We start from the raw sequence: 25,840 nt of genomic DNA on the forward strand, positions 1-25,840 counted from the left end.
GTACGCCATTAATCAGGGTTGTTCACTGTAATTTTAACTCAATATGATTTTGGAGATCCGTTCAGTACCTCCTGTTTCTGTATCTTATTCTTTCAGATCAACAAGCTCGCCTGACTGCATGTTTTTCTCTGCAATAGCCTGGATTGCAGTTATCGCCACAGTGTTGACCACATCCCTCACTGTGCAGCCCCGGCTAAGGTCGTTGACCGGCTTCTTGAGCCCCTGCAGAACGGGACCGATGGCCACGGATTCAGGCTGGGACCGCTGCACGGCCTTGTAGGTATTGTTCCCGGTATTGAGGTCCGGGAAGATAAGAACAGTCGCCTTTCCGGCTACTTCGCTGTCCGGCATGAGTTCCGCCGCAACTTCCGGATCCACTGCGGCGTCAAACTGCAACGGCCCTTCAACGGCCAGCGCTGGTGCCATCTCGCGGACCAGCGTTGTGGCCTCCTTGACCTTATCCACGGATGTCCCGCGGCCGGACTCTCCTGTTGAATACGAAAGCATGGCCACCCTCGGCTCTATGCCGAAAATGGAGGCCGTGTGAGCGGAGCTGACCGCAATTTCAGCAAGCTCGCGGGCATTCGGATTAGGATTTACGGCACAGTCTCCGTAAACCATGACCTGATCGTCCTGGCACATCAGAAAAACACTTGAGACAATGGAAAAACCGGGCTTGGTCTTGATGAACTCAAATGCCGGACGGATAGTCTGGGCTGTGGTCGTGATTGATCCGGAAACCATTCCGTCAGCGACTCCCGTATAGACCATCATGGTTCCGAAATAGGTCGGATCGCTCATCCTGTCTCTGGCATCGTCCTTCACTATGCATTTGTGTTTGCGCAATTCGTAGTATTCATCCACGAACGCATCAAAATGTTCCGACTTAACCGGATCGACAATCTCTATGCCGTCCAGACTTATATCTATATCAGAAGCGGCCTGCCGAACCTCCTGCTCGTTTCCGAGCAGGGTAAGCCGGACAACATCCCTGCGCCGCAGAATATCCGCAGCCCGGAGTATCCTTTCCTCCGCTCCTTCGGGCAGCACTATATGCTGGCGGCTCTCACGGGCCTTGTGCAGCAGAATATGCTCGAACATGAAGGGAGTTATTCGGGATGATGTGGTCGATACAAGTTTCTTCTGCAATTCGTGAGAGTTTACACAGGTCTCGAACAAACCCATGGCCGAGAGCACCTTGACCTGATTTTCCGGGTCTATTGTCCCGTGCAGTCCACGAAGAATCTGAGCAGTCTTGTGGGTATGCCCCGGAGCAACCAGAATGGGCAGGGGAACGCCCTTCCACCCTTCTATAAGATGATGGATGGTCATTGCCGGACGTATTCCGCCGGTTAACAGCACGCCTGCGACATTGGGGTAAGCATCCGAAAGCCGGGAAGAGAGAGAAGCAAGAATAATGTCCGATCGGTCTCCGGGGGTAATGATCAGCGACCCTTCATTAACATACTTAAGAAAATTCTCGATCTGCATGGCCGCGACAACATAGTTGTCAATCGGAGTTTCCAGCCGCTCCCTTCCGTACAGAATCTGACAATCCAGCCAGTTGACAACATCCTTCATGGTCGGGTTGCCCAGTCTCTTATCGTCCGGAATAACATAGGCGAGCGGCTTTTTTTCGCCCTTGAAACCTTCCATTATCCTCTTGGCCAGATCCGGGGAGAACTTTTTGGACGCCCTGTTTACCATTACCGAAATGACATCCAGCCCTTTTTCCTCGAAAATATCCACCGTGCGGATAGCAAGATCGCAGACTTCGTCTTCATCGCTGTTCATCGCATTGAGAACAGCGAGCACGGGGCAGCCCAGGTTTCCTACCACATCGAGATTGATATCGAATTCAACGGCGGCCTCGCCTCCTAGATAGTCGGTGCCTTCGCACAATACGAAATCGTATTCATTTTCCAGTGCCTTGAATTTATCCAGAATATTTTCCATCAGCAGGGAATGCTTCCCGCCGTTGAGCATTCTGGTCGCCTGACTCTGCGTGTAGGCATAGGTGGTTTCATATTTTTGTGGCAGCTTGAAATGCCGCAGAATCAGATCAATATCATGATCACGGCCCTGATCGTTGTCGTGGATGATCGGCCTGAAAATGGCCACCTTGCGGACATGAGTAAGAAGAAGCTGCATTACTCCCAGAACAATCGCGGATTTTCCGCTACGGGCCTCAGTCGCCGCTATATACAAGCTTTTGGACATCCTATCTCCTGATTAAATAACTGAACTGTCAATTCTTGATAGCAGAAGTTTTCCCGTTAATCACGGGGCAACATCAGCCGTTCAGTCATTATTTTGCAACGACACGTCCAAGGTCACACAGCCCGGACGGGAGATTCTCCGCAGGCAGACGCAGGAGGTGCTGATGAGGTCCGCCGGCCTTCCGACCGCACAGTACGATCGTGTTGCGATACGGCAGGCAAACTTTAAGCGCCGCATACGGAAAATCTCCCCGGAATCCGCACCCTCCGGAGACTCCTGTGTTGCGGACAGGAGTAAGGGGTAGAAAAAAGGCGCGGACCCACGATTTTTGACCGGTCCGGCCACCGGAACATCCGGTGCAGTGAGGCCGGCTGGAAAAATAAGGGCTGGATCATCTTTCCAGACCGCCACGCCGGTCAAATCAAGCCACTGTTCAGGCCGCAACAATTGACCCCATAACATTGCAGCCACAGGAAATATTATAAAAATTTCAAACAAATAAACCGAGTTAAGTTCTCCGGGCGGAACAAATCCGCCCGGAGGCAAGGGAGGTATTACTTAGGCATTACTGCCCAATCAGGAAGTATATTGAGATCAACACCCCAGAGTACCGGAAGCAGGTACACAACCGAGAGCGTGATCAGCACGGCGCCTATCATATTCAACCAGAACCCGGCCGAGGCCATTTGTTTGATCGTCACACATCCGCTGCCGAAGACAACCGCGTTTGGCGGGGTTGCAACAGGGAGCATGAACGCAAAGGATGCGGCCACACAGGCTCCGACAATAGTTGCAAAAGGATGCACGCCCATAGCGATTGCGGCGCTGCCCATGATAGGAACAAGCAGAGTCGCGGTTGCGGTGTTGGAAGTTATTTCAGTCAGGAAGATCGTGATAAGGACAACTGCTCCGACGAACATCAGCATGGTCATGCCGTCAAGCATGGACAGCCTGGAGGCAATGAATGATGCCAGGCCGGTCTTTGCAAAACCGTTGGCGATTGCAAGACCACCGCCGAAGAGGAGTATTACGTCCCAGGGAATCTTTACAGCGGTCTTCCAGTCCAGCAGAAACTCGCCTTTCTTGAAATCGATGGGAATGGCGAAAAGGATAAGCGAACCGAGAATACCGATTGTTGCATCATGAACAAAACCGAAGTTGGGCCAGAAACCCTTGACCAAAGGCTTGATGAAACCGCGGGAAAGCCAGAATGCGGCTACAAAACAACCCACGACGACTATATACTTTTCTTCCTTGGTCATGGGTCCGAGGGCTTTGATCTCCTTATCAATGATAGCCTCGCCACCGGCCAGTTCAAGCCCCTTTGACGGGAACAGAACTTTGGTCAGCAACCACCAGGAAACAGCGATCATAATTGCTGCGAGAGGTGTGCCGTAGAGCATCCACTGACCGAAGCCGATCTGCACGCCGTACATCTTGTCAACCATACCGACCATTACGGTGTTGGGAGGAGTCCCGATGATGGTACCGACTCCGCCCATGGAAGCCGCGTAAGCGATACCGAGCATGAGACATTTACCGAAGTTGGATTCAGGACCAGCAGTGGCACAGGCCCGCAGGTCTGCGGAATCAAAGCCGGTTGCCTGCTGGATGACGGCGAGGCCGATAGGTACCATCATCATGGTTGTCGCGGTGTTGGAAACCCACATGGAAAGAAAACCGGTTGCAATCATGAATCCCAGAATCATGCGTCCGGGACTGGTGCCGACCGCCTTGATGGTGTGGAGAGCGATGCGCCGGTGAAGATTCCACCGTTCCATGGTAACGGCAAGAAAGAAGCCGCCCATGAACAGGTAGATAAGATGGTTTGCGTAGGGAGAACAGGCTGCTGCCGATTTCATTACTCCCAGAAGCGGAAAAAGCGCGATGGGCATAAGAGATGTAGCCGGAATAGGAATGGCTTCGGTAATCCACCAGATAGCCATAAGGGCTGTTACCGCCGCGACCTTCCATGCTGCCGGCTCCATTCCCGAAGGAGCAGGCATGAAAAGCATGATAAGAAACACGATCGGCCCCAGAAAAAAACCGATTCTACGTCCGCTGCCGCTGTCTTGTTTAGCGCTCATAGTCCCTCACTTGAGCTTATGACAGCCCTGCCGGAAACAGTTCCCTTCCGCCCCGCATAAAACGGGTTGTCAGCGCAGTTGGAAACATCCTGCCAGATCCGACCGGACTGCCGATACTTACATACTGGACCTCATCACATATTTTATCCGCTGCCGGCCCCCCTCAGGGCCGGCAGGGATGGTTTGCGTTGAATGGAATAAAACTACATGTCGAGATTGTAGGATTTTACAAAATCTCCCACGCGTTCTCTGGAAGCAGCCAGGCGTGCGCGCAGTTCCTTCTTGTATTCCTCAATGTCGATCTTTTTGCGGGCAACACCGGTATCCATGGCTGCCTGGGCAACGGCTGCGGATTCATACTCGATAAGACGCAGGTCGAGCGGTTTGGGAATGATGTAATCAATTCCGAACTCGAGTTTGTCCACTCCGTAGGCTTCGCAGACATAATCCGGGGCCGGTTCCTTGGCCAGAGCGGCCAGGGCCTTTGCGGCGGCGATCTTCATTTCCTCGTTGATTGCGGTGGCGTTGACGTCAAGAGCGCCGCGGAAAATGAAGGGGAAGCCCAGAACGTTGTTGACCTGGTTGGGGTAATCGGAACGTCCGGTGCCCATGATGGCATCGGGACGGGCTTCCTTGGCTTCGGTGTAGGTAATTTCGGGATCAGGGTTTGCGCAGGCGAAAATAATGGGCGAGTCGGCCATGGATTTAACCATTTCACCGGTAACCATTCCCTTGACGGAGAGTCCGAGGAACAGGTCCGCACCCTTCATGGCATCGGCGAGATCCTTGTATTCCTTATCGGTGGCAAACTGCAGCTTCTGCTCGTTCAGGCCTTCACGGCTCTTGTTGATATGGCCGCGGGAATCGAACATGGCTACGTTTTCACGCTTGATGCCAAGAGACATGTAGAAATTGGTGCAGGCAACGGCTGCGGCACCGGCGCCGGATACAACCAGACGCATGTCCTCAATCTTCTTGCCTGCTATTTCCGCTGCGTTGATCAGTCCGGCGCCGGAAATGATGGCGGTGCCGTGCTGGTCATCATGGAAAACGGGAATATTCATTTCCTTTTTGAGCTTTTCTTCAATGTAGAAACACTCGGGCGACTTGATGTCTTCAAGATTGATTCCGCCGAAGGTGGGTTCCAGTGCTTTGACGATATTGCAGAGTTCATCAGGATCGGTGACAGCGAGGTTGATGTCGAAGACATCCACGTCAGCGAAAACCTTGAACAGAACACCTTTGCCTTCCATTACCGGTTTACCGGCTTCGGGACCGATATTACCCAGTCCGAGAACAGCAGTACCGTTGGAAACAACTGCAACAAGGTTTCCGCGTCCGGTGTAAAGATAGGATTTTTCCTTGTCTCCGGCAATTTCCATGCATGCTTCGGCCACACCGGGGCTGTAGGCCATGGAAAGGTGTTTCTGTGTTTCACAGGGTTTTACGGGAACAACTTCGATCTTACCCTTTCTGCCTTCGGAATGGTAATCAAGGGCTTCCTGTTTTGTGAAAAGAGCCATAAATTCTTACTCCTTAATTGTCGGTTGCAACTTTTCCGACGTTACTCAACACCCGCCGCCTTACGATCAGGGACAGCGTATAATTCACCGCCGTGAGAATCATTGATAACCAGCAGGGGAAAATCCTCCACCGTCAACTCACGGATTGCTTCGGGGCCCAGTTCATCAAAGGCGATTACTTTCGCTTCCTTGATGCACATGGAGAGTAGAGCACCAGCACCTCCGGTGGCTCCGAAATATACTGCCTTGTAGTCCTTGAGAGCCTGTTTGACTTCAGGACTGCGCTTGCCTTTGCCTATGCTTGCCTTCTGCCCCAGGCTGTGCAGCCTTGGAGCGTAGGTGTCCATGCGATAGCTTGTGGTAGGTCCTGCCGCACCGATGGGTCTGCCCGGAGGAGCCGGGCTGGGGCCTACGTAATAGACTACCGAACCCTTGAGATCGAAAGGCAGGTTTTCGCCCTTGTCGAGCAGATCCACCAGTCTCTTATGTGCCGCATCACGGGCGGTATAGATGGTACCGGTCAGCTTGACCACATCACCGGCCCGCAACTGGTCCATATCCTCGTCAGTCAAAGGGGTGGTCAGTTTGTATTCAGCCATTAGAGTTCCACCTCCTCATGCCTTGCGGAATGACACTGAATGTTCACCGCCAGAGGCAGGCTTGCAATGTGACAGGGGCGCATTTCGATCTTCACATCAAAAACCGTGGTTTTGCCGCCAAGGCCCATGGGACCGATACCGAGCTTGTTGAGATCTTCCATAAGCTCGGCTTCCAGCTTTGCTATTTCAGGATCGGGAGAAGGTTCGCCCACTTTCCGCATCAGCGATTTTTTCGCCAGAAGAGCGGAGTATTCGAAGGTTCCGCCTACCCCGATGCCCACCATGGTCGGGGGACAGGGGTTGGGTCCGGCTTCGGCCACCCTTTCGATGACGAACTTCTTGATGCCTTCCCAGCCCTGAGCCGGAGCAAGCATGGTCACCCTGCTCATGTTTTCCGAACCGCCGCCCTTGGCCATGAAGAATATTTTTATCTTGTCGCCGGGCACGATATCAAAATGGATGATGGCCGGAGTATTGTCCTTGGTATTCTGCCTTGTCAGGGGATCGCAGGCGGATTTCCTGAGGTATCCTTCCTCATATCCCTTGCGGGTGCCTTCGTTGATGGCGTCCCTGATGTTCATACCCTCAACGCGGACATCCTCGCCCATCTCGACGATGTATACGGCCAGCCCGGTATCCTGACACAACGGCAGGCCGGATTCTTCGGCCAGTTCCCAATTTTCCTTGATCTGCCGGAAGACTTCCTTTGCCGCCGGAGATTCCTCGGCAGCAGCGCATTCCTCAAAACGCTTGCGAACGTCCGCGGGCAGGTAGCGGTTTGCGCTTACGCACATTTTCGCCACGGCATCGACAACCTGTTCAGCTTTAATGGTACGCATAAACTACTTCCTGAATATTTCCTTGATTGCGGTAATCCCCATCTTGCGGCGCAGAAAACCGAGCTGGTTCTGCAGAGGCAGATTCTTGGGGCAGACATCTTCGCAGCCCAGAAGGCCCATACAGCCGAAGATACCTTCATCATTACCGATGATTTCAAAATAATCGCGATCGGTACGCTGGTCGCGGGGATCGACGACAAAACGGGCCACGCGGTTCAGTGACGCAGCTCCGAGGAAATCATCCCTCAACCGGGCGGTACCGCAGGCGGATACACAACATCCGCACTCAATGCAGCGTTCCAGTTCGTAAATCTGTTCGGCGACATCGTTTTCCATGCGTTCTTCAATGGCCTTGGGATCGAACTGCTTATTGGTATGAATCCAGGACTCGGTGGCCTGGTACATTTCCCTGAACCACACACCGGTGTCCACGGACAGGTCGCCGATAAGCTTGAATACAGGCAGGGGCAGCAGGGTTATCCTTTCCGGAAGGTCCTTGGTCTTGGTCTGACAGGCCAGACGGGGACGCCCGTTGACCACCATGGCGCAGGCACCGCATATGCCGGCCCGGCAACAGAAGTCGAAGATAAGACCCGGGTCCTGCTCTTCACGCAGCCGGTTGAGCGCAATGAAGAGAGTCATGTTCTCGGTCTCATCCAGCACAAAGGTCTGCATGTGAGGAGCCGACCCCTTATCCTGCGGATTGTAGCGGAATATATCAAATTCGAGTTGTCTGCTCATTTTTATATCCTTTTCAGGGGTTATTTCTTGATCATCTTGGCATCAATCTCGGCCTTGTCGGCGTCAATGATCTTGCCGCCGCCGTAACCGCGGTCTCCCGGCGGGATTTCATAAACCGGAGTAGCATCCTCGTACTTGAGTTCCGGCATGTCAGCACCTTGCGGCCAGTAGGCCAGGGTCCTGTTCAGCCATTCACGGTCATTTCGTGCCGGGAAGTCCTCACGGTTGTGCGAACCGCGGCTTTCCCTGCGTTCCAGGGCAGCCTTGGCTATGCACATACCCAGGCGGACCTGCCCTTCTATCTTGAGGGCCGCAGCCAACTCATGGTTTGCTCCCAGACCGTCGGAAACAAGAGATACCTTACGTGCTTTTTCAAGAGTTCCCTTGAGCGTTTCCACGCACTTGGCAAGTCCTTCCTCGTTTCTGAAAACGAAACATCCGTCCATGAGGGCTTCCTGAAGCTCTTCGCGGACCTTGTATACATTTTCCTTGCCGTTGGTTCCGGAACGCAGTTTTTCTATCCTGTCCTGCTGCTTGCGGACCGCGTCGGCAACCAGAGCGGTCTTGAAATCGGTCTCATAACCCTTGAGAAATTCAACTATCTTGGCGCCGATTATACCGCCCGCAACTACTGTTTCGGCCAGCGAGTTACCGCCGAGCCTGTTGAATCCGTGCATATCCCAACAGGCGGCCTCGCCTGCGGAGAACAGTCCCTTGAGACCGTAGACCGCACCGTCCTTGTTGGTACGTATACCGGCCATTGTGTAGTGCTGGGTCGGACGGACCGGAATAAGTTGTGTTCTGGGATCAACTCCCAGGAAATGATGACATATTTCGTCAACTTCGCGCAGCTTTGTGGAGATATGCTTATCGCCAAGGTGGCGGATATCCAGCCAGAGATGCTCGCCATAAGCTGACTTGACACCCTTGCCCTGACGCATGTGGTGAGTCATCCACCGGGAAACAACATCACGGGAGGCCAGTTCAGCTTTTTCCGGCTCGTAGATGTTCATGAAACGTTCTTCATTCACGTCGAGCAGCGTACCGCCGTCACCTCGGCAGCCTTCGGTAACCAAAATATCCGTGGGAACAATTCCCGTGGGATGGAACTGGATGGCTTCCGGGTTACCGATAGGTACGACCCCGGTTTCATGCGCAAGAATGTGTCCGCCGCCATCGCAGATGACAGCGTTGGTGGTAGCCTTGTAGATTCGCCCGAAACCGCCGGTGCAGATGGATGTGGCCTTGGCAAGGAACACTTCCAGTTCACCGGTGCGCAGACATCTGACAACTGCCCCGATGCAGGTGTCTCCGTCATGAATAAGGGAAACGGCTTCCTTGCGGTCGAAAACATTGATTCCCAGTTCGGCACAGCGGTTGTCCATGGTGCACATGACCGCATGGCCAGTTCCGTCCGAGGTATAGCAGGTACGCCATTTTGCGGTACCGCCGAAGGAGCGCGCGGTTATAAGTCCGCGTTTTTCCTCTTTTTCCTCTTTATCAAATTTCTCGCCGCCTTTGAAATAAAAGGATTTTCCCGGGACAACCCTGTTCCAGGGCACGCCCCAGTGAGCCAGACGCCGCATTTCAATGGGAGCAGCGTCCGCAAAGAGACGGGCCACTTCCTGGTCGCAACCCCAGTCGGAACCGCGAACAGTATCTCCGAAATGAACGTCGCAACTATCGCCCTCGCCTTTCGCGCAATTGCCAAGAGCAGCCTGCATGCCGCCCTGTGCCGCCGAAGAATGGGACCGGCGTGCAGGGACAATTGAAAGACAGATTACGTCAAAACCTTCCTGGGCCGCCTCCACAGCCACGCGCTCGCCCGCAAGGCCTGCGCCGATAACAAGGAGATCAGAGTAATATGTTTGCATTTATTAACCCCGTTTAACTTAAAGTGATGAACCTGATCAGGGTGATGATGCCGATGACCATGAAAATGGCAAAAAGAGTGGACTCAAACTTTTTGGCCTTGATCCTGTTCTCGGTCCTGATAACGCCCCATTTCACACCAATGCGGTAAAACCCTACGCTGACATGCAGTTCCACGCAGGGCAGGAGGACCAGATAAAAAAGCATCCATCCGCCATTGGAAACACGCGCCGCAGACTTAGCGGCAGTAATCGGGAGGTCATTGAGCACAACCCACATGTGGATGGCACCCAGAACGAGAATGATCATTGCGGTCACGGCCTGCACTACCCAGAGCCAGGTATCGCGATGCTTCAGCATCTGAGCATGCTGCCAGATGACGGCCTGTCCTTCCGCACGGAAAGGTATCTTTCTGGCCGCCAGAGCGAAATGTAACAAAAAAGTCAAGAAAATCAAAGGCCCTCCAACCTGCGCCATGTAAGTATATTCAAAAAAACCTGCAATGGCGTTCATGGCCTTCGGCGAGACCACAACAGAGGAAACCAGAAGCATGTGACACCACATGAAAGCGACCAGCCCAGCCCCGGAAAGCATCTGCAACCAGTCGAGCACGGCATCGCGTCTGCCTGGACGAGCAACGTGCATACTTACGTTAACAGCCATAACCATCCTCCTTTCGACGGGATCACTCCCGCATTTTATGGATTACCAGTACAACCTCATCAGCTTGAGTAGGGAGGCTTCAAAGCAGCCGCGGTCCCGAAAAAACCCCGCAGTACTCCCCCCGCAGCGTCGGCCCCGAAGATCGCTAAAGATCTCGGAGACCGGCTAAATACCCGGCTTAAAAGGCATTATCCCCTTCAGGGGAAATACTTTTATATAAGGATAAGGCACCATATAATAAGAGCGCGACATACAAGCCGCACAGTCGGCCATGAATGAATCCGTTGGACAAGACAAATCGTCTTTTATGTAGAATGAGATGAAAGACAGAGAGGAGAGGTTCAACCCGGCCCTGTCAGAACAGGACCAGGCTGACCTTTTGAATTTTATGCAACTCATTGCGACAGAGAGAACCATCGCAAATAAGACTTCCGCCATGCACACGCAGTGCGCAAGGAAATTCCTGTTCCGTTTTTCCAAAGAAACCGGCCCCACACCGGCTCCAGCGGAAATGTTCTGTTCAGCAACTGGCATACAATCCCCCGGCACCCGAAGAAATTCCCAAGAGAACTTTAAACAGTTCCCGACCAATCTTCGGGGAGATAATTTACGAACCAGAATCACAAAATCTGAACCAAAAACGATCGCAACAACGAAATGCGTAGCTTCCCCCATTTCGTTAAACAGTCCTACCATCCATTAATTGGCTGGTCAATCAATTTTGAAAAAAACATTGACAACTTAGTGAAATTTTGTACACGCAAATCTGTAACACGAATCAATAAAAAGTTATTACGAATAATTATTTGTTCAAATTCGACATATTATAAATATCATGACACTGAGTTTTCTTATCAAGTGATATATTTCACAAAAAAACGTTCCATTAAAGCCAAAACAAAACATAGATTCGGGAAGACATATTTTTGTGTTGAGATGGAGGCCAAAATATGAAAGTCAGACTCTGTCCGATACACGAAAACAGCTCCATGACCTGAGAGAAGCAAGATATGACTTACATTACCCCCCGCTTTCATGTAACGTGCCATATAATTGATACCACTGAACCGCCTTCCTCGATCTGATTGAAATGGTACAAACACGGAGTCCCATGATGACAAAGAAAAAAAGAATCCTGCTGGCTGCGCAGGAACAGTTCGGTGAACACGGTTACACAGCGACCACCCTGAAAATGATTGCCGACAGCGCCGGAGTGGCCTCCGGACTGGTTTCACACTATTACGGAAACAAGGACAACCTCTTTCTCGAAGCAGGCGGACAGCTTATTGACGAAATGCTGCAGGTCCTAACGGACAAGGCAAAAGAAGGAAAAAACGGTCTGGAAGCGCTGGGACTTTTCGTTCAGTCCTATTTCGATTTCACCATGACCAACAGAACCACATTTCCAACACTGCTGCGAAGTTCACCTTTCAGCGATGAATACCCTCATCTGGACCGCACTCACATTGCCGCAAAATTCAAAAGACTCATTGATCGGATTGATGAATATATCCGGGAAGGAATTAAAGACGGTTCCGTGAGAGAAGTTCCTCTGCCGCAAACCTCCTACCTTGTTTACGGCCACATTGTCGGAGCCATCCGCACTGAATTCCTGACCCCATTCGCAGTAGAAGGCCTGTTTGAAGAAGCATGCGTATTCATAGTTCGAAGTCTAGCCGCAAACTGACCGGATTCGGTGCCGCGTCACTGATGGCGGCAGTTTTCTGCGCCTCGCTGGGTACAGGAATTTTCACCTTCACCCTGCCGCTCATGAACCTTGATGAAAAAGCCGGGGGAATGTGGCTGGGGAGCGGGTTTGCAGGATATTTCCTAGCTAAACTGCTTATAGCCCCCCTGTCTGGCTCCTATGCCGACCGCAAAGGACCTCTGCCTGCTCTGGTGTATTCCTGTGTGCTGGGCGTGCTGCTGCCGATCCCGTACCTGCTCTTCCCGGAAATAGAGACTCTGTACGTCATACAGTTCGTACTGGGTCTTTGCGCCGGAACCATACGCACAGCAAGTATGGCCGCAATAGGCGCAGGCACACGGGAAGGAAGTCTCCCGCCGCAGTTCGCCAGACTCTCGGCGGTAATGAACAGCTCTTTTCTCGTCGGACCGCTGCTCGGCGGACTGCTCTATATAAATAAGGACTATATGCCGGTCCTATCGGCAACGGCAGCATTTATGGGTGCGGCATTGATTCTTTTCCTGTTTGCGGTGGACAGGACCCCGGTGCCCAGACCGCACGAACCCACAGCCCGGACCGCAAAATCAACACTGGCCTCGAGCCTGAGGATTCTGCTGGCCCTGTTCGGACGGGGGGTGGGCATAGGAACGCTGATAGCTTTCTATCCGGTACTGCTCAAGTCCGCGTTGCAGCTGAGTCCCGGACTTACCGCAGCGCTTTTCTGCATACCAAGTCTGGCCACGGTTCTGCTTCTCCCCCTCTTCGGCAGACTTCTCAAAAACGCTGAACATATGCTGATCACCTGCCTGGGCATGCTCATAAGCTCAGCCGCTCTGTACATGGCGGCCGGGTGCAGTTCACTGACGGGATTCGTTGCCGCAGGCGCACTTTCCGGAGTAGGTGCGGCAGTCTCCATGCCGGCATCAATGACTCTCTGTGCCAATCTGGGCAACAGGAAAGGACGGAATCTGGGCCTTGCCAACCTCGCGGCCAATACCGGATTCATGCTCGGTCCATTGCTTTGCGGGACTCTGGTGACCCTGTCCGGGAACCTTGCAACACCTTTCAGAATCAGCGCTATTGTCGGCGCCGCGGCCACCCTTCCGCTTATGTATGCCGGACTGCGTAAAATCGGACTCAAATACGCCGCATACGCCATGCCCTCAATTGCAGCCGTTTGTCTGCTGACCGTTATCCCGGCGCATCTCACCAACGACTCAGACAACTCTCCCGAAATGTTCCGCTACAGCGATGTAGCCATGGGAACGGTAGTAAACCTGACCATCCCCGGAAAAAAAGAATCCGCCACAGAAAAAGCCGCGCTAGAAGAGACCGCACGCCAAACAATCTCCCTGATGCACAATCTCCAGAAAGACCTTGATCACCGCAACAAACTCGGTTCTGTGGGCAGGATCAACCACGCTGCCGGGCACAAAAGTGTGCAGGTTTCCGACAAGGCTTTCGAGACCATTCAACATGGTCTTGATATCAGCAGGAAATCATCGGGAAGTTTCGATATCACCATCGGGGCCATTACGACCACTCCGTTCTATTACGCCCTTGATAAAAGCCGCTTTGAAGGACATCGAAAACTGATCAACTATCGCCTGCTCGAACTTGATACGGAGAAAAAAAAGGTCCGCCTGCCGCGAAAAGGCATGGCTCTTGACCTCGGAGGTCTGGCCAAGGGGACGGTCATTGACGCGGCAGCGAACTATCTCCGGCAGTCCGGAGTGAAGACGGCCATGGTTGAGGCCGGGGGTGATTTCATGGTCTTCGGGGACCGCGTATGGTCCATCGGGATACGCAACCCAAGGGGTGAAGGCATAATCGGCCGCATAGAGGTATCAAACAGTTCCGTTTGCGGATCAGGCGATTATTATCAGTTCATCAACCCGGTTTCAGGTGGTGACGGACACAGAAAACATCACATCTTCGACCCGGCCCTGCTGCAATCATCTGCCGAATGCGTGGCCACGACAACAGTGGCGCCCGATGCCGAAACAGCGGACGCACTTGCGACCACGGTTTTCATCATGGGACCGGAAAAAGGCAAAAAATTCATGGCTGAATTTTTCCCTGAATGTTCGGCCATGTGGATTTTGCCGGACTTAAGCATCAGGACTACGGACAATTTCCCGCACATCTACAAGGAAAAACGGGACAAAGCTGTAACACCAGAAAGAGATTGAGTTTTTAGATTTAAATTACTGTCGGGAAATCATGAGCCATACCTTTTTAAGAAATCCTTTTTCAAATTAAAAATATAATTATTCAAGAGACATACACAACAAGAAACGAATCATTTAATTGTACAGAAGACAAAAAACATAATTTTATTTAAAATAATGCTTGACCTGCAAAGGGTTTCTCCATAGAACCCTTTTCAACGCGCGCCTGTAGCTCAGCTGGATAGAGTGCCGGACTACGAATCCGTAGGTCAGAGGTTCGAATCCTCTCAGGCGCACCACGAATAAAATAAGGGTTATGACCAAAAGTCATAGCCCTTTTTCTTTGCCCTCTGCACGGCGAAAATGCCGCAACGTTTTTTTAATTTTTTTCAACAAAAAAGCTTGACCAAGCACTTCGTTCCACATATAAGTCCATCTCCGACGCGCGCCTGTAGCTCAGCTGGATAGAGTGCCGGACTACGAATCCGTAGGTCAGAGGTTCGAATCCTCTCAGGCGCACCACGAGTAAAACAAGGGTTATGATCAAATGGTCGTAACCCTTTTTTTCTGTGCCACAGCCTTTATAATTCACACCCCCAGTATTAACCAGTCCTCTTCAGACCGGAATCCAAAACCGCCCAGCAGTCTTTGCCTTGAGAATTGAAACTAGTACCTTGCTCACGCATGTCCCTGGTGCTATATTCGTGCAATAAGCATACGCTCCACCATTTTTAAGGGGCGATTAAACGGATTCAATACTGGTCATAATGAAAAGCATCGTTTCAACCCTGTCGCGCCAGACCATGGCGTTATGTTTTTCCTCCATACTTATCTTCGGAGCGCTTACTGTCTACTTTATGGTCACGGACTACCGTAACGACCTCAAAGAAGTAGAAAAAGACATCATGGGCACTCTTGAAGAGAACCTTATGCGGGAAGTCTCCCGCGTCCACAACTTCATTGATTTCAGCCGTAACAATGTCCGTGTGCAGGCGGTAAAAGACATTCAGGACCTTGTTCAGAATGCATACAGGCTGACAGAGAGACTATACTCCAAGCATAGCCGCTCCATGCCTGAGAAAGAACTCCGGAGCATGATCAAAGCAGCTTTGCGCTCTCTGGTACCGCAGGAAAACCCATTCTATCTTTTTGTTGTAGACCAGAACGGGTTTGAACAACTCAACACAGGCAGCCCCAACATTGAGCCTGTTGACATATCAAATTCAAAAAGTGTGGATGGGCGTTCCGTCATAAAAGAAATAGTTCGTCTTGCCCAAAATCAGGGAGAGGGATTCATCGACTATCTGTGGAGCAGACCGGGATACGCAGGCAACAGACACGAAAAAAAAAGCTTCATCAAGATATTCAAACCATACGGCTGGATAATAGGCTCCGGGGTATACTACGCGACCATACGGGAAGCGGCACAGCATGAGGTGCTGGAAAGACTCAGCAAACTGAATACTCCAAGGGACGGCTATATTTTCGCGGGAACTTATTCGGGAGTCTCCCTTCTAGGACCGGCGCAGGGGAGAAATGTTATCGATGTCCGGGATGCCAACGGAGTTAAGGTTGTCCGCGAGCTCATAAAACTGGCCAAATCAGGCGGCGGTTTCATGCAGTACAAAATCCCATCCATAGACCCGCAATACGAACCGCACAGAAAACTGAGCTACTGCACGTCTGTTCCCCAATGGAAATGGTATATCGGGGCCGGCGCGGATGCCAATATACTGGACGAAAAACTGACCCAGAAAAAACAGAAACTTCAGGATGCACTGAGAGAAAAAATATCCATAATCTGCGGGCTGCTGCTTATTTACTCCATCGCCATCATACTTTTCTCGGAAAAATTCAAACAGATGCTCAGAGACAGCTTCAATTCATTTGAACGTTTCTTCAGGGACGGCATGGAACATCCTGCCAAGATAGACCGCTCGGAAATAACTTTCAGGGAATTCGATCAAATGGCAGCACAGGCCAACGCCATGATCAACAGCAGGGAAGAGGCAAAGAACGCCCTGCTGAAATCCGAAATAACCTATCGGGAAATTTTCAATGCTTCCAAAGATGCAATCGCTGTTCTGGACCTTGAAAAGAAAATTTTCGCGGATGTAAACCAGACATTTCTGGACTTTTTCGGTTTGAGCAGAACAAAGGCAATCGGCATGAGCCCCGAGGAAATAAATTTCAACACACCGCCCTATGACGGCAGGTATGCCGCCGAGCTGTTCAACAAGGCCCGCACAGGCGAAACCGTTCACTTTGAATGGATGGTCAAGAATTCTGCCGGGGAACCGTTCTGGACGGACAACCTTGCACGTGTGGCAACAATCGGAGGAAAGAAAAAGCTGCTCATAGTCATGCGTGATGTCACCGAACGCAAAAAAATGAACAAGACTATGATCCAGACGGAAAAGATGATGTCCATAGGGGGTCTGGCCGCTGGAATGGCCCATGAAATAAATAACCCGCTCGGTGTTATCATGCAGGTCACCCAGAACATAATCCGGCGCACCTCGCCCACCCTTAAGAGCAACCTTCCCATTGCCGAGCAGTGCAACATAGATCTGGATAATCTGCGTAACTACATGGACAAACGCGGCATAACCGGATACCTGCGCAGCATTCAGGAATCCGGCCAGCGTGCGGCATCCATCGTAAGGTCCATGCTTGATTTCAGCCGCAGGAGCAATTCATCCAAAAGCTACTCCGATATCGAAGCCGTAATCGAATCGGCCATATCCCTGGCCTCCAATGATTACAATCTGAAAAAACAGTACGATTTCAAAAAAATAAAAATAATAAGGGACTACAGCTCACCACCCATATTCAATTTCACGGAAATGGAGATCAGCCAGGTTATCCTCAACCTGATCAAAAACGCGGCTCAGGCCCTTTCCGAAGAAAACAACCTGCAAAAGATTCCGACAATTACGATAAGGACTTCCACCGACAGGCAGTCGGTCAGGGTGGAGATAGAAGACAACGGTCCCGGAATTCCGGCCGAGAGATTAAAGAGGATTTTCGAGCCGTTTTATACGACAAAGAGTCCTGGTTCCGGTACCGGCCTGGGACTCTCGGTTTCTTATTTCATCATTACTCAGAACCACGGCGGTACAATCACCGCGGACTCTAATCCCGGAGAGGGAACAAAATTCACAATCACGCTGCCTATGCTTTAACCCCCGGATCAGTTTCCTTTGATTCGGAAATCATCATGTCAGCGTATGCCTGCGATTTTTTCATTCCAAGATCAGGCATTACCCCTTCCTCGCCCATAAGGTCCCAGACAAGCCGTGCGAGCCTGTTCTGGGCAACTTTGGTATATGTGTTACCGGCCTTTTCCAGCTTCCTGCGCAGCGACTGGGTGACGTTTTCATCCCCGGTAAGGTCGAAAATGATATCGAGCCCCACCCCGAGGGACACCAGTCCCGAAAAATCCATTACCGGGACTCCTTTTTCCTGGGCCATCCTGCGGCCCTCCGTATCATAAAGTTCGGAAACAGCTTTCACTACAAGCAGGTCTCCGCGGCTCAGCACCTTGCCGAGAAAGGCCGATCCTACACGGCCAAGGCCGACAATGGCTACATTGTGCACTGCCATCTGCACGCTCCTGTTTTTTTCAATCTGTCAACATATGGACAACTGCGATAAAACATATCATTTTTCAGCCCGGCCCTGCAAGAAGGACAACCCCGTATGCCGGATGCGCCATTTCCCTTTCACTGCTGATGAAAAAATGGCAATATGCACGGAATAATTCGAATCGAACAAAACTTTCCACAGACAACAAGGACAACTCGCATGGATAGAGGACCTTCACCTTTCAGAGACAAGAAAAACATCATTATCGCACTGCTGCTGATGATCTGCATCATCCAGGCTGCCGGACTGCTGAAAAACAAATTCGAATCCGTCTCTACAAGAATGGATGCAGGAGAAGGAGTCAGGGTCACCGATGTAAGCCTTGACAGCCGGGGATATTCCCAACTGCTCATCGCCTTCGACCTGCCCATCGGACCGGAAGCAGGCTCATATGCCCTGAAAGAAATTCCGGCAACAATAACCCCGGAAGTAAAAGGTGTCTGGAGGTGGATTAATCCGTACGGACTGAAATTCACCGCCGATCCGGCCTTCAAGGCCGACACCAATTTTACTGTCGAACTGAAGCCGGAAAACTTCCTGCTTCCCGGACAGACTCTGGCCGGAGAAAAGAAATTCAGCGTGCAGACCGGAAGCTTCACTGTACGCGAAACGGAACTGCGTACCGAGCCGGTATCGGGCCAGCCGCGCAAGGTAAGAATAGAAGGAAGCATGACTTTCAGCAGCACAGTGTCCCCCGAAGTGCTGCTCCGCAATCTTTCGCTGACCGGCCCGGACGGCACAACCGTACCGCTGAAGATTGAAACCGGCTATGATGACTACTACCAGAGCTTCAGCAGTGATCCGATAGAGAAAACCGCCGACCTCAAGACTTATGTGCTCACGGTAAACAAGGACATGGCCGACAGGAAAGGCGCCATGATCCTCGGCCGCGATTATGAAAAAAAGATCGATATAGTTTTCAATCCGGTGCTGGGATATTCCGGCTTCAAATCCTCAAGTTCACTTGACGGCGGACGGATCGAGCTTGGCTTTTCAAGCCCGGTTGTTCCGGAACAGGCGCTGGAAATGATCCGAATAACACCTAAGACCAAGATATCGGCCTCAGCTTCCGGAAGCAGACTTTTTCTATCCGGGCCGTTCATCCCCGGAAAAAAATACGCCGTAACCATGTTGAAAGGGCTGCGTGCGGCAGACGGCTCCATCCTTGATCAGGAACTTACCGAAAACATTATCATCCCGGATATCGAACCGCAGGTTGATTTTTCCGCTTCAGGCATGTTCCTGTCCGAATCGGGATACAGAACCCTTGGCTTTGAAACAGTGAACACCCCCGCGGTGAACGTTACCGTGGACAGGATTTTTCCGAACAACCTTTTTTCCCTGTTCACCCATTACGGCTACATGGCCTTCGATCAGGAAACATACGGCGGGGGAATCTCCGCAGCACTTGGAAACAGGATTTTCTCCGGCAGAATAAATGTAGGCAACAAGAGAAACCAGAAGACATCCACCCCGCTTTCCATGAAGAGTTTCATCGCGGAAGGCGGCAAGGGGATATACCGCATCGGCGCAATGGTTCCCGGTAAAAACAACGGGGTCCAGCGCTGGATAATGCTCACCGACCTCGGCGTTGTGTCCAAACGTGGAGACCGTGAAACCATGTTCTGGGTATCCTCCCTTACGGACACCAAGCCGGTTATGGACGCCCGTGTACAGCTCATAAGCGACAGCAATCAGATTATGGCCTCCGGCACCACCAACTCGCGCGGGGTGCTGGTATTCAAGGAAAAGGATATCCGCAAGGATGTCGGAAAACCTTTCATGGCCCTTGTGTCCCGCAAAAACGACCTGACCTTCCTGCTGCTGGACCGCTTTGCCACCGACAGGGCCGGGCTGGACATCGCCGGGCAGCGTCTATCTCCCAAGGGACTGACCGCTTTCACCTACGGAGAACGCAATCTCTACCGCCCCGGAGAAACACTCAAGGGCGTGGCTGTGGTCCGCAACGAAAAACTTGCTGCCACCTCCAGACTGCCGGTTGTTCTGGTCTACAGCGACCAGCGCGGACGGGAACTCTTCCGCAGGACAGCCCATACCGACAGTCAGGGCATGATCGAATTCAAACGGGCCATCCCGGATTATTCCCCGACAGGGCAGTTCAACATCAAATTCCTTGCCGCCGATGAGCGCATCGGAAACTACCGCTATTCGGTGGAAGATTTCATGCCCGACAGGATAAGCGCTGAAATAATCTCCGCCCGCACGGCCCGCGCCGGGGAAAAACTTAATTTCGAAGTTGAAGGCCGCTACCTGTTCGGCCCCCCGGCCGACGGACTGCCGGTAACAGCCAGAGTGACCCTTGAACCTGCCGAATTCACTCCCGAAGGCTACGAGGCCTATCGCTTTGGTACGGATGAAAACAGCTTCAGCCCCAGAGAGATAATGGCGGCCGAGGACAGGCTGAACGATAACGGGACCTACCCCTTCAGCGTGGAAATTCCTACCGGCATCAAGTCCACCTCCGCCGTCCGGGCCAGACTTTCCGCGCGGGTGTCAGAAACCGGGGGCCGAGGAGTAACCGCCACAAAGACAACCCCGGTAATCATTTCAAAAATTCATCCCGGACTGAAGATTCTTAAAAAACAGGGCTACGAACGTGGTGAACAGGTCAGCCTCGACTACATCACCCTTGATCCCGAAGGGAGCAAGACCACGTCCGGCAAGCTGATCATGAAGCTGTACCGCGACCGTTGGCAGACCATTGTTCGGGCCACCCCTTCCGGATCATACCGCTATGAAACGGAACGCGACCCGCAACTGATGGAATCCCGCGAAATAAATCCGACAGGGGCTTCCGGCAAATTCACCGTATCGCCCCCGGAATCCGGCTCCTACAGGGTCATCCTGAGCGATCCTGAGTCCGGTGTTTCCGCACAGGCGGACTTTTTCTGCGGCGGATGGGGCTACTCCCCCTGGGCGCTTGAAAACCCGGCCCGTCTGGAAATAATCCCCACCCGCAAGGGGGACTACAAACCGGGCGAAACCGCCACCTTCCAGGTCAGGACTCCGTTCTCCGGACGCATGCTCGTCACTGTGGAAGACAACTCCCTGCGCTGGATGAAAACAGTGGAGGTAAAGGGCAACACAGCTGAAATAAAGGTACCGGTGCAAAAAGGCATCAGCACCAACGCCTATGTCACCGCGACTCTGATACGCTCGCCCAACGGTCTGAAAGCAGGCTCGGCGGCCCGTGCGGTCGGCGCGGTTCCAATCTTCATAGATAGGGAATCCAATCGTCTTGATATCGGCATAACTGCTCCGGACACAACAAGGCCCGACCGCAGAATAAGCATAAAAATAAAAACCAGACCGGGTGCGAAACTGACCGTGGCAGCCGTGGATGAAGGCATCCTGCGCCTGAACGGCCAGAACACTCCCGACCCGTTCAACTACTTCTATGCCAAACGGGCGCTCGGCGTACTCTGGTCCGACACCTTCGGCCTGCTCATGCCCGATGCCGGTCCGGTAAACAATTCACCGGCAGGCGGCGGCATGGCTCTGACCATGATGAAACAGTTCACCGGGTCCGGCTCCATTAAAAGAGTCAAACCGGTCACTTTCTGGTCCGGCATACTGACTGCGGACAAGGACGGCATAGCCTCCTTTGATGCGGCCATCCCGGATTTCAGCGGAGCGCTGCGCGTAATGGCTGTGGCTGCTGACGAAAACAGGTTCGGATCGGCATCGAAAATAATTACCGTGCGTTCTCCGCTGATGGTCACCCCGACCCTGCCACGTTTTCTGGCTCCGGGTGAAACCTTCGATATCCCGGTCAGTGTACGAAACGACACCCCGGAAGACGGCCTGTTCAGCCTGACCGTCAAAGCCGAAGGAGCCATGGCGGAGAATCTCGCACTCAAGGAATTCGCTGTCCCGACCGGAAGGCAGAACACAGCTTTCTTCAAGGCCGGAACTGGAAACGGAACGGGAGCCGCCTCATTCAGATTCACTGCCCAGGGCAACAAGGAAAAGGCCGAGGCTGCGGTAGATCTGAACATTCGCCCGGCCCTGCCGGTTCAGCGTTCCAGCCGAAGCGGCTTTATCTCGGAAAAATCCACACAACTGGGTTGCAACCTCGCCGGGCTGGTAATTCCCAGCGTGAAACGAACAATCGTCATCGGCGGACAACCCATGATCCGTCTGGCCGGGAATCTGGACTTCCTGCTGCGCTACCCCTACGGATGCGCCGAGCAGACTGTTTCTCAGGCGTTCCCGCTGCTGCGTTTTCCGGAACTGGCCCGCGAGCTTTCTCCCGAAAGTTTCCGGGACAACTCCCCGCAGTACATGGTCCGCTCCGCCCTGACCCGCCTTTCCATGATGCAGGCGCAGGACGGCGGATTCTCCATGTGGCCCGGCGGTCGCTCCTCCTCGCCATGGATATCCGTATATGTACTTGATTTTCTGGAACAAGCGGCAATATCCGGCTATCAGGTCGATTCCATGGTCCTGAAGGCCGCCCGGAAATTCGTCTACGAAAAAGCCACCACCATACTTGATGAGAACACATTCCGCCTGCCCTGCTACGCCCTCTATACCCTGGCCCGCAGCGGCAGAGTTGTGCACGGCCCCATGAACTACCTGCGTGAGCGGAAGACAGCCGATATGGATCAGCTTTCACTCACCCTGCTGGCCGGAGCATTCGCTGCTTCCGGGGACATGGCCGCCTACCGGGAACTCATCTCGGCAAAACCGGCCGCACTCAAAGGCAGGGACAAAGACCTCCAGTTCAGCAGTCCGGCACGTGATCTGGCCATGGAACTGCTGGTCCGCATGAAAGCGGATCGCAGCGACAATGCCATCCCCGGCATGGCCGAAAAGCTCTCAAACCTTATGGCTGATGGAGGAAAGTACGTAACTCAGGACAGCGCACTCGGCTTTCTGGCTCTGGGGACTTTCTTTGACCGCACAAAATCCGCCCCGCTCCCGGAAGGGAGCATAATGAGCGGAGATAAAGTGCTAGCCGCATTCGGTGGGAACAACACCGCCGGCGTAACCGTTGACGGCGACACCCCGGTCTCGGTGGAACTTAACTCCACGCCCGAATCCGGAACTCTGGTCTGGTCTGAAAGCATGCGTGCCGTGCCGGAAGAAAAAAACTGGAAACCGCGCTCCAACGGCCTGAAGATCGAACGTGAATTCCTGACCCGCGACGGTGAACCGCTGGACGTAAGCCAGATAAAACAGGGTCAGCTTGTGGCCATGCGCACGGTGGTAACCGCAACAGGAAGTCCGGTTTCAAACACAGTAATCCGCTGCCTGCTTCCATCCGGTCTGGAACCGGAGAACACAAAACTGGCAACCCGTGAAGACCTGCCGTGGATAGGCAGGGAAAACATACGCCCGGATCATGTGGATATCCGGGATGACCGCGTGCTAATCTTTGCGGACATCCCCGGCAAAGGCAAAACGGAACAGGTTACCCTGCTGCGCGCGGTGACCCGCGGGGAATTCCATATTCCACCGGCGCAGGTCGAAGCCATGTACGATCCAGCAGTATCCGCTGCCACCGGGCTCGGTGAAATGATCATAAAATAGAACGCAAAATCCCCCGGCCTTTCGGTCGGGGGATTTGTTTTATTGATTTGATGCGCTCCGCGCTTTAAATAATCTGATTTCGCCGCCGGCGGCCAAAGGGTCCGCGACCCTTTCGAATCCCTAATGGTTTTAAGCTAAAATCTTGTAAACAGTCATGCAGCTCATTCCATATCAATAACAATTTTTTTATGCATGGAGGCGAAGCCCCGCTAAAAAATTTGGGGATTCTTAAACCCTTTTATCAAAAGGGTTTAAGGCCCCCGGCAGGCCTTAGAGTCGCTTAACGAAAAGCTTTGCTTTGAGTTTTAGCGATCTGTTGAGAGCAGAGATGCCGTCGGAGACATTCTACACCAAAATTTCATCAAAACTGCGTTATAAGATCCCGCGAAAGTTCACGGTAGACATCACTGAGCAGAACCACGCCGATGATTTTTCCGCCTTCCTGCACCAGAGCCCAGGAACGTTTTTTCTTACGGAAAATTTCCAGCACCACCAGCATGGGATCGGTCGGCTTGAAAATAGCCACATCCTCTTCAATGTGTTCATCAAGGGAGGCTGAACAACTTGCCGTACCTGCCCTTTTGAATGCGCGATCCCAGTCAGTTTCACCGGTCAGATTCAGATCTTCGTCCTTGAGCACAAGGTCTTCCACTGCTTTGAACATGCTCCAGACCGAAATGACTCCCCGCAGTTCCCCGTTCTTTTTAAGGACAACCACAACATTGTTGTCGGGCGAAGCCTTCATGCCTTCCCGCAATACGGTAATCCCTTCGGCCAGACTTGCGGACTCGTCAATGGAGACAAAATCCTCATGCATCATGTCCCAGGCTCTTTTTCTAAGCAGCATCAATATCTCCTTTTGCAAAAAATAATTTTTAACCGGTCATCGGCCGTTGCAAGCAGTCATTCTGGACAGTTAAATCATATTACCGTGTTTTACGCAAAAAGATTTAATCAAAATCGGCCAGTAACGGGCCTACGTGTATTCCGGCCACCACAGGGTTTTCCATGTAGCTCTGGCTGATGCGCCAATACGCCTGATGCAGGTGAGCGGAGGTAATACCGTTGCGCATGGCGTTGTACGCTTCCATGAAAGCAGCCAGATGATCACACAACTTCAGCAGTTCCCCGTCCTTGGGGTCATAACAATCGTCATTGTAGCGGGAATCCAGTTCCTCGGTGCTGATCTTCTTGACAAAACCGCCCACAACGGCCTGGGCATTGAATTCAGACCCGGTATCAAACCCCAGAAAATAGCCCAGCCTTGCGGCAATATCCTCATAACCGTTTTTCAGGAGAGGGATCATGATGCGCCGCTGCATTTCCTCGTCTTCATATTCCCGTATCAGCTCGCCGATTGTCGGGTCGGATTTTTTAACCGGAGAGATTATGTCGCGGGTCAGCAGCTCCGGCAGATCGTGAAACAGGCCCGAAAAAAAATTGTTCTGCCTGCGCGACGGACAGGCACCCTTTTCCAGACTGAAGAACCAAGCGAACGTGGCCACAATGAAAACATGTCCGAGCACCGATGTTTCCGGAACCCGGGGGGTCTGGGACCACCGGGTCTGGAACCTCAGCCTTCCGCAGAGATCGGCAAAACGCCCCAGAGGAGTTGATTCGGAATTCAAAAGCTGACTGACCCCGGAAATATCCGAATAATTGTCCAGTCTGTCGATGAAACTTCGTTCAATACCGGAGACTTCCTCATCCGGCTGGTTAAGCAGCTTCAGAATCTTGAATTCGGAATAACTGGCATACAGGTGTGCAGCCTCCAGTATCCTGCGCGCCGGGGATCCTTCGCCGGGATTAAGGTGGTACTCGGTCAGCCGGTCCCAGAACTCCTTGCCCAGAGGCATCAGCCGGGGCCTCAGCTGCTTGAGAACCCACTTGGAAAGTTTGCGGTAATGTTCAGGATTTTCCTTGATGCGGTAAAAGACAGGCGGCTTGATGTCAGTGATGACCATACGGAAAAGATATTCAAAAATACCGCCCTCAACAATGCTGTCACCAAGAGCGTACTTTTCCCTGGGTTCCATTCCATCGCTGTTGAGCACAAAAAGAATCCAGGCCGCAATCATCTTATGGGCCTGCTTATCCACCTCCATGAGTTCCATGGGGCGGAGTTTGTCGTTCCACCTTTTCATGAACGACCCGGAAAAGATCAGCTGTAACAGGCTCTTGCGAATAATCGGCATTGATTTCCCCTACTTTTTGTGTTTTCCGCGTTCATGTTT

The 25,840-nt window shown here is 52.4% G+C and carries 15 protein-coding genes and 2 tRNA genes; 6 read left to right on the plus strand and 11 right to left on the minus strand.

Annotated features, from left to right (window positions below; translation table 11 throughout):
* Positions 1-84 precede the first annotated feature (84 nt).
* The 8 genes from pta to ACKU4E_RS09780 all read right to left on the minus strand — a co-directional run bounded on the left by pta (position 85) and on the right by ACKU4E_RS09780 (position 10,544).
* Complete coding sequence (pta, locus tag ACKU4E_RS09745; protein ID WP_320170883.1) at positions 85-2,220, minus strand: phosphate acetyltransferase; 2,136 nt, start codon at positions 2,218-2,220, stop codon at positions 85-87.
* Between the two features lie 554 nt (positions 2,221-2,774).
* A complete protein-coding gene (locus ACKU4E_RS09750; RefSeq protein ID WP_320170884.1) occupies positions 2,775-4,307 on the minus strand; it encodes a DASS family sodium-coupled anion symporter in 1,533 nt (510 codons plus the stop codon).
* A 203-nt stretch (positions 4,308-4,510) separates the two neighbouring features.
* The gene (locus ACKU4E_RS09755) at positions 4,511-5,830 is read right to left on the minus strand and encodes a malic enzyme-like NAD(P)-binding protein (RefSeq protein WP_320170885.1); all 1,320 of its coding nucleotides are present in this window, start codon (positions 5,828-5,830) and stop codon (positions 4,511-4,513) included.
* A 41-nt stretch (positions 5,831-5,871) separates the two neighbouring features.
* Positions 5,872-6,429: a Fe-S-containing hydro-lyase gene (locus tag ACKU4E_RS09760; RefSeq protein ID WP_320170886.1), complete on the minus strand. Its 558-nt coding sequence runs from the start codon at positions 6,427-6,429 to the stop codon at positions 5,872-5,874.
* Entirely contained in the window at positions 6,429-7,268 is an 840-nt protein-coding gene (locus tag ACKU4E_RS09765; RefSeq protein ID WP_320170887.1) for a fumarate hydratase, read from the minus strand. Before ACKU4E_RS09765 ends, ACKU4E_RS09760 begins: the two co-directional genes overlap by 1 nt.
* Positions 7,269-7,271: 3 nt before the next feature.
* Positions 7,272-8,009, minus strand: coding sequence for a fumarate reductase iron-sulfur subunit (locus tag ACKU4E_RS09770; RefSeq protein ID WP_320170888.1), 738 nt, complete (start codon positions 8,007-8,009; stop codon positions 7,272-7,274).
* A gap of 20 nt (positions 8,010-8,029) precedes the next feature.
* Positions 8,030-9,883 carry a fumarate reductase flavoprotein subunit gene (locus ACKU4E_RS09775; protein ID WP_320170889.1) on the minus strand — a complete coding sequence of 618 codons (1,854 nt, stop codon included), beginning with the start codon at positions 9,881-9,883 and terminating at the stop codon, positions 8,030-8,032.
* Between the two features lie 13 nt (positions 9,884-9,896).
* Positions 9,897-10,544 carry a succinate dehydrogenase/fumarate reductase cytochrome b subunit gene (locus ACKU4E_RS09780; protein WP_320170890.1) on the minus strand — a complete coding sequence of 216 codons (648 nt, stop codon included), beginning with the start codon at positions 10,542-10,544 and terminating at the stop codon, positions 9,897-9,899.
* A 1,114-nt stretch (positions 10,545-11,658) separates the two neighbouring features.
* On the opposite strand from ACKU4E_RS09780, the gene ACKU4E_RS09785 reads away from it, so the two are divergent.
* From ACKU4E_RS09785 to ACKU4E_RS09805, 5 genes are all read left to right on the plus strand, one after another.
* Entirely contained in the window at positions 11,659-12,231 is a 573-nt protein-coding gene (locus tag ACKU4E_RS09785; RefSeq protein ID WP_320170891.1) for a TetR/AcrR family transcriptional regulator, read from the plus strand.
* Complete coding sequence (locus ACKU4E_RS09790; RefSeq protein WP_320170892.1) at positions 12,195-14,423, plus strand: MFS transporter; 2,229 nt, start codon at positions 12,195-12,197, stop codon at positions 14,421-14,423. The genes ACKU4E_RS09785 and ACKU4E_RS09790 overlap by 37 nt, the downstream gene beginning before the upstream one ends.
* 201 nt (positions 14,424-14,624) lie before the next feature.
* A tRNA-Arg gene (locus ACKU4E_RS09795) sits at positions 14,625-14,701 on the plus strand.
* A gap of 146 nt (positions 14,702-14,847) precedes the next feature.
* Positions 14,848-14,924, plus strand: a tRNA-Arg gene (locus ACKU4E_RS09800).
* Positions 14,925-15,169: 245 nt separating this feature from the next.
* On the plus strand, positions 15,170-17,587 hold the full coding sequence (locus ACKU4E_RS09805) for a cache domain-containing protein (RefSeq protein WP_320170893.1): 2,418 nt from the start codon (positions 15,170-15,172) through the stop codon (positions 17,585-17,587).
* Here the strand turns inward: ACKU4E_RS09805 and ACKU4E_RS09810 are convergent.
* A complete protein-coding gene (locus tag ACKU4E_RS09810) occupies positions 17,577-18,008 on the minus strand; it encodes a hypothetical protein (RefSeq protein WP_320170894.1) in 432 nt (143 codons plus the stop codon). The two genes, ACKU4E_RS09805 and ACKU4E_RS09810, sit on opposite strands and share 11 nt — an antisense overlap.
* Before the next feature lie 201 nt (positions 18,009-18,209).
* On the opposite strand from ACKU4E_RS09810, the gene ACKU4E_RS09815 reads away from it, so the two are divergent.
* Complete coding sequence (locus ACKU4E_RS09815) at positions 18,210-23,606, plus strand: MG2 domain-containing protein (RefSeq protein ID WP_320170895.1); 5,397 nt, start codon at positions 18,210-18,212, stop codon at positions 23,604-23,606.
* Positions 23,607-23,967: 361 nt separating this feature from the next.
* Here the strand turns inward: ACKU4E_RS09815 and ACKU4E_RS09820 are convergent, their stop codons facing one another.
* Both ACKU4E_RS09820 and ACKU4E_RS09825 read right to left on the minus strand, forming a co-directional pair.
* Positions 23,968-24,453 carry a CBS domain-containing protein gene (locus tag ACKU4E_RS09820; protein ID WP_320170896.1) on the minus strand — a complete coding sequence of 162 codons (486 nt, stop codon included), beginning with the start codon at positions 24,451-24,453 and terminating at the stop codon, positions 23,968-23,970.
* A gap of 103 nt (positions 24,454-24,556) precedes the next feature.
* Positions 24,557-25,801, minus strand: coding sequence for an HD domain-containing protein (locus ACKU4E_RS09825; RefSeq protein ID WP_320170897.1), 1,245 nt, complete (start codon positions 25,799-25,801; stop codon positions 24,557-24,559).
* Positions 25,802-25,840: the final 39 nt, after the last annotated feature.

The sequence above is a fragment of the Maridesulfovibrio sp. genome (assembly GCF_963677005.1).
Lineage (GTDB): Bacteria > Desulfobacterota > Desulfovibrionia > Desulfovibrionales > Desulfovibrionaceae > Maridesulfovibrio.

Bases quoted from the DNA above. Each gene is read 5' to 3' on its own strand.
- pta (WP_320170883.1), bottom strand. From the start codon at position 2,220: ATGTCCAAAAGCTTGTATATAGCGGCGACTGAGGCCCGTAGCGGAAAA.
- ACKU4E_RS09750 (WP_320170884.1), bottom strand. From the start codon at position 4,307: ATGAGCGCTAAACAAGACAGCGGCAGCGGACGTAGAATCGGTTTTTTT.
- ACKU4E_RS09755 (WP_320170885.1), bottom strand. From the start codon at position 5,830: ATGGCTCTTTTCACAAAACAGGAAGCCCTTGATTACCATTCCGAAGGC.
- ACKU4E_RS09760 (WP_320170886.1), bottom strand. From the start codon at position 6,429: ATGGCTGAATACAAACTGACCACCCCTTTGACTGACGAGGATATGGAC.
- ACKU4E_RS09765 (WP_320170887.1), bottom strand. From the start codon at position 7,268: ATGCGTACCATTAAAGCTGAACAGGTTGTCGATGCCGTGGCGAAAATG.
- ACKU4E_RS09770 (WP_320170888.1), bottom strand. From the start codon at position 8,009: ATGAGCAGACAACTCGAATTTGATATATTCCGCTACAATCCGCAGGAT.
- ACKU4E_RS09775 (WP_320170889.1), bottom strand. From the start codon at position 9,883: ATGCAAACATATTACTCTGATCTCCTTGTTATCGGCGCAGGCCTTGCG.
- ACKU4E_RS09780 (WP_320170890.1), bottom strand. From the start codon at position 10,544: ATGGCTGTTAACGTAAGTATGCACGTTGCTCGTCCAGGCAGACGCGAT.
- ACKU4E_RS09785 (WP_320170891.1), top strand. From the start codon at position 11,659: ATGACAAAGAAAAAAAGAATCCTGCTGGCTGCGCAGGAACAGTTCGGT.
- ACKU4E_RS09790 (WP_320170892.1), top strand. From the start codon at position 12,195: ATGCGTATTCATAGTTCGAAGTCTAGCCGCAAACTGACCGGATTCGGT.
- ACKU4E_RS09805 (WP_320170893.1), top strand. From the start codon at position 15,170: ATGAAAAGCATCGTTTCAACCCTGTCGCGCCAGACCATGGCGTTATGT.
- ACKU4E_RS09810 (WP_320170894.1), bottom strand. From the start codon at position 18,008: ATGGCAGTGCACAATGTAGCCATTGTCGGCCTTGGCCGTGTAGGATCG.
- ACKU4E_RS09815 (WP_320170895.1), top strand. From the start codon at position 18,210: ATGGATAGAGGACCTTCACCTTTCAGAGACAAGAAAAACATCATTATC.
- ACKU4E_RS09820 (WP_320170896.1), bottom strand. From the start codon at position 24,453: ATGCTGCTTAGAAAAAGAGCCTGGGACATGATGCATGAGGATTTTGTC.
- ACKU4E_RS09825 (WP_320170897.1), bottom strand. From the start codon at position 25,801: ATGCCGATTATTCGCAAGAGCCTGTTACAGCTGATCTTTTCCGGGTCG.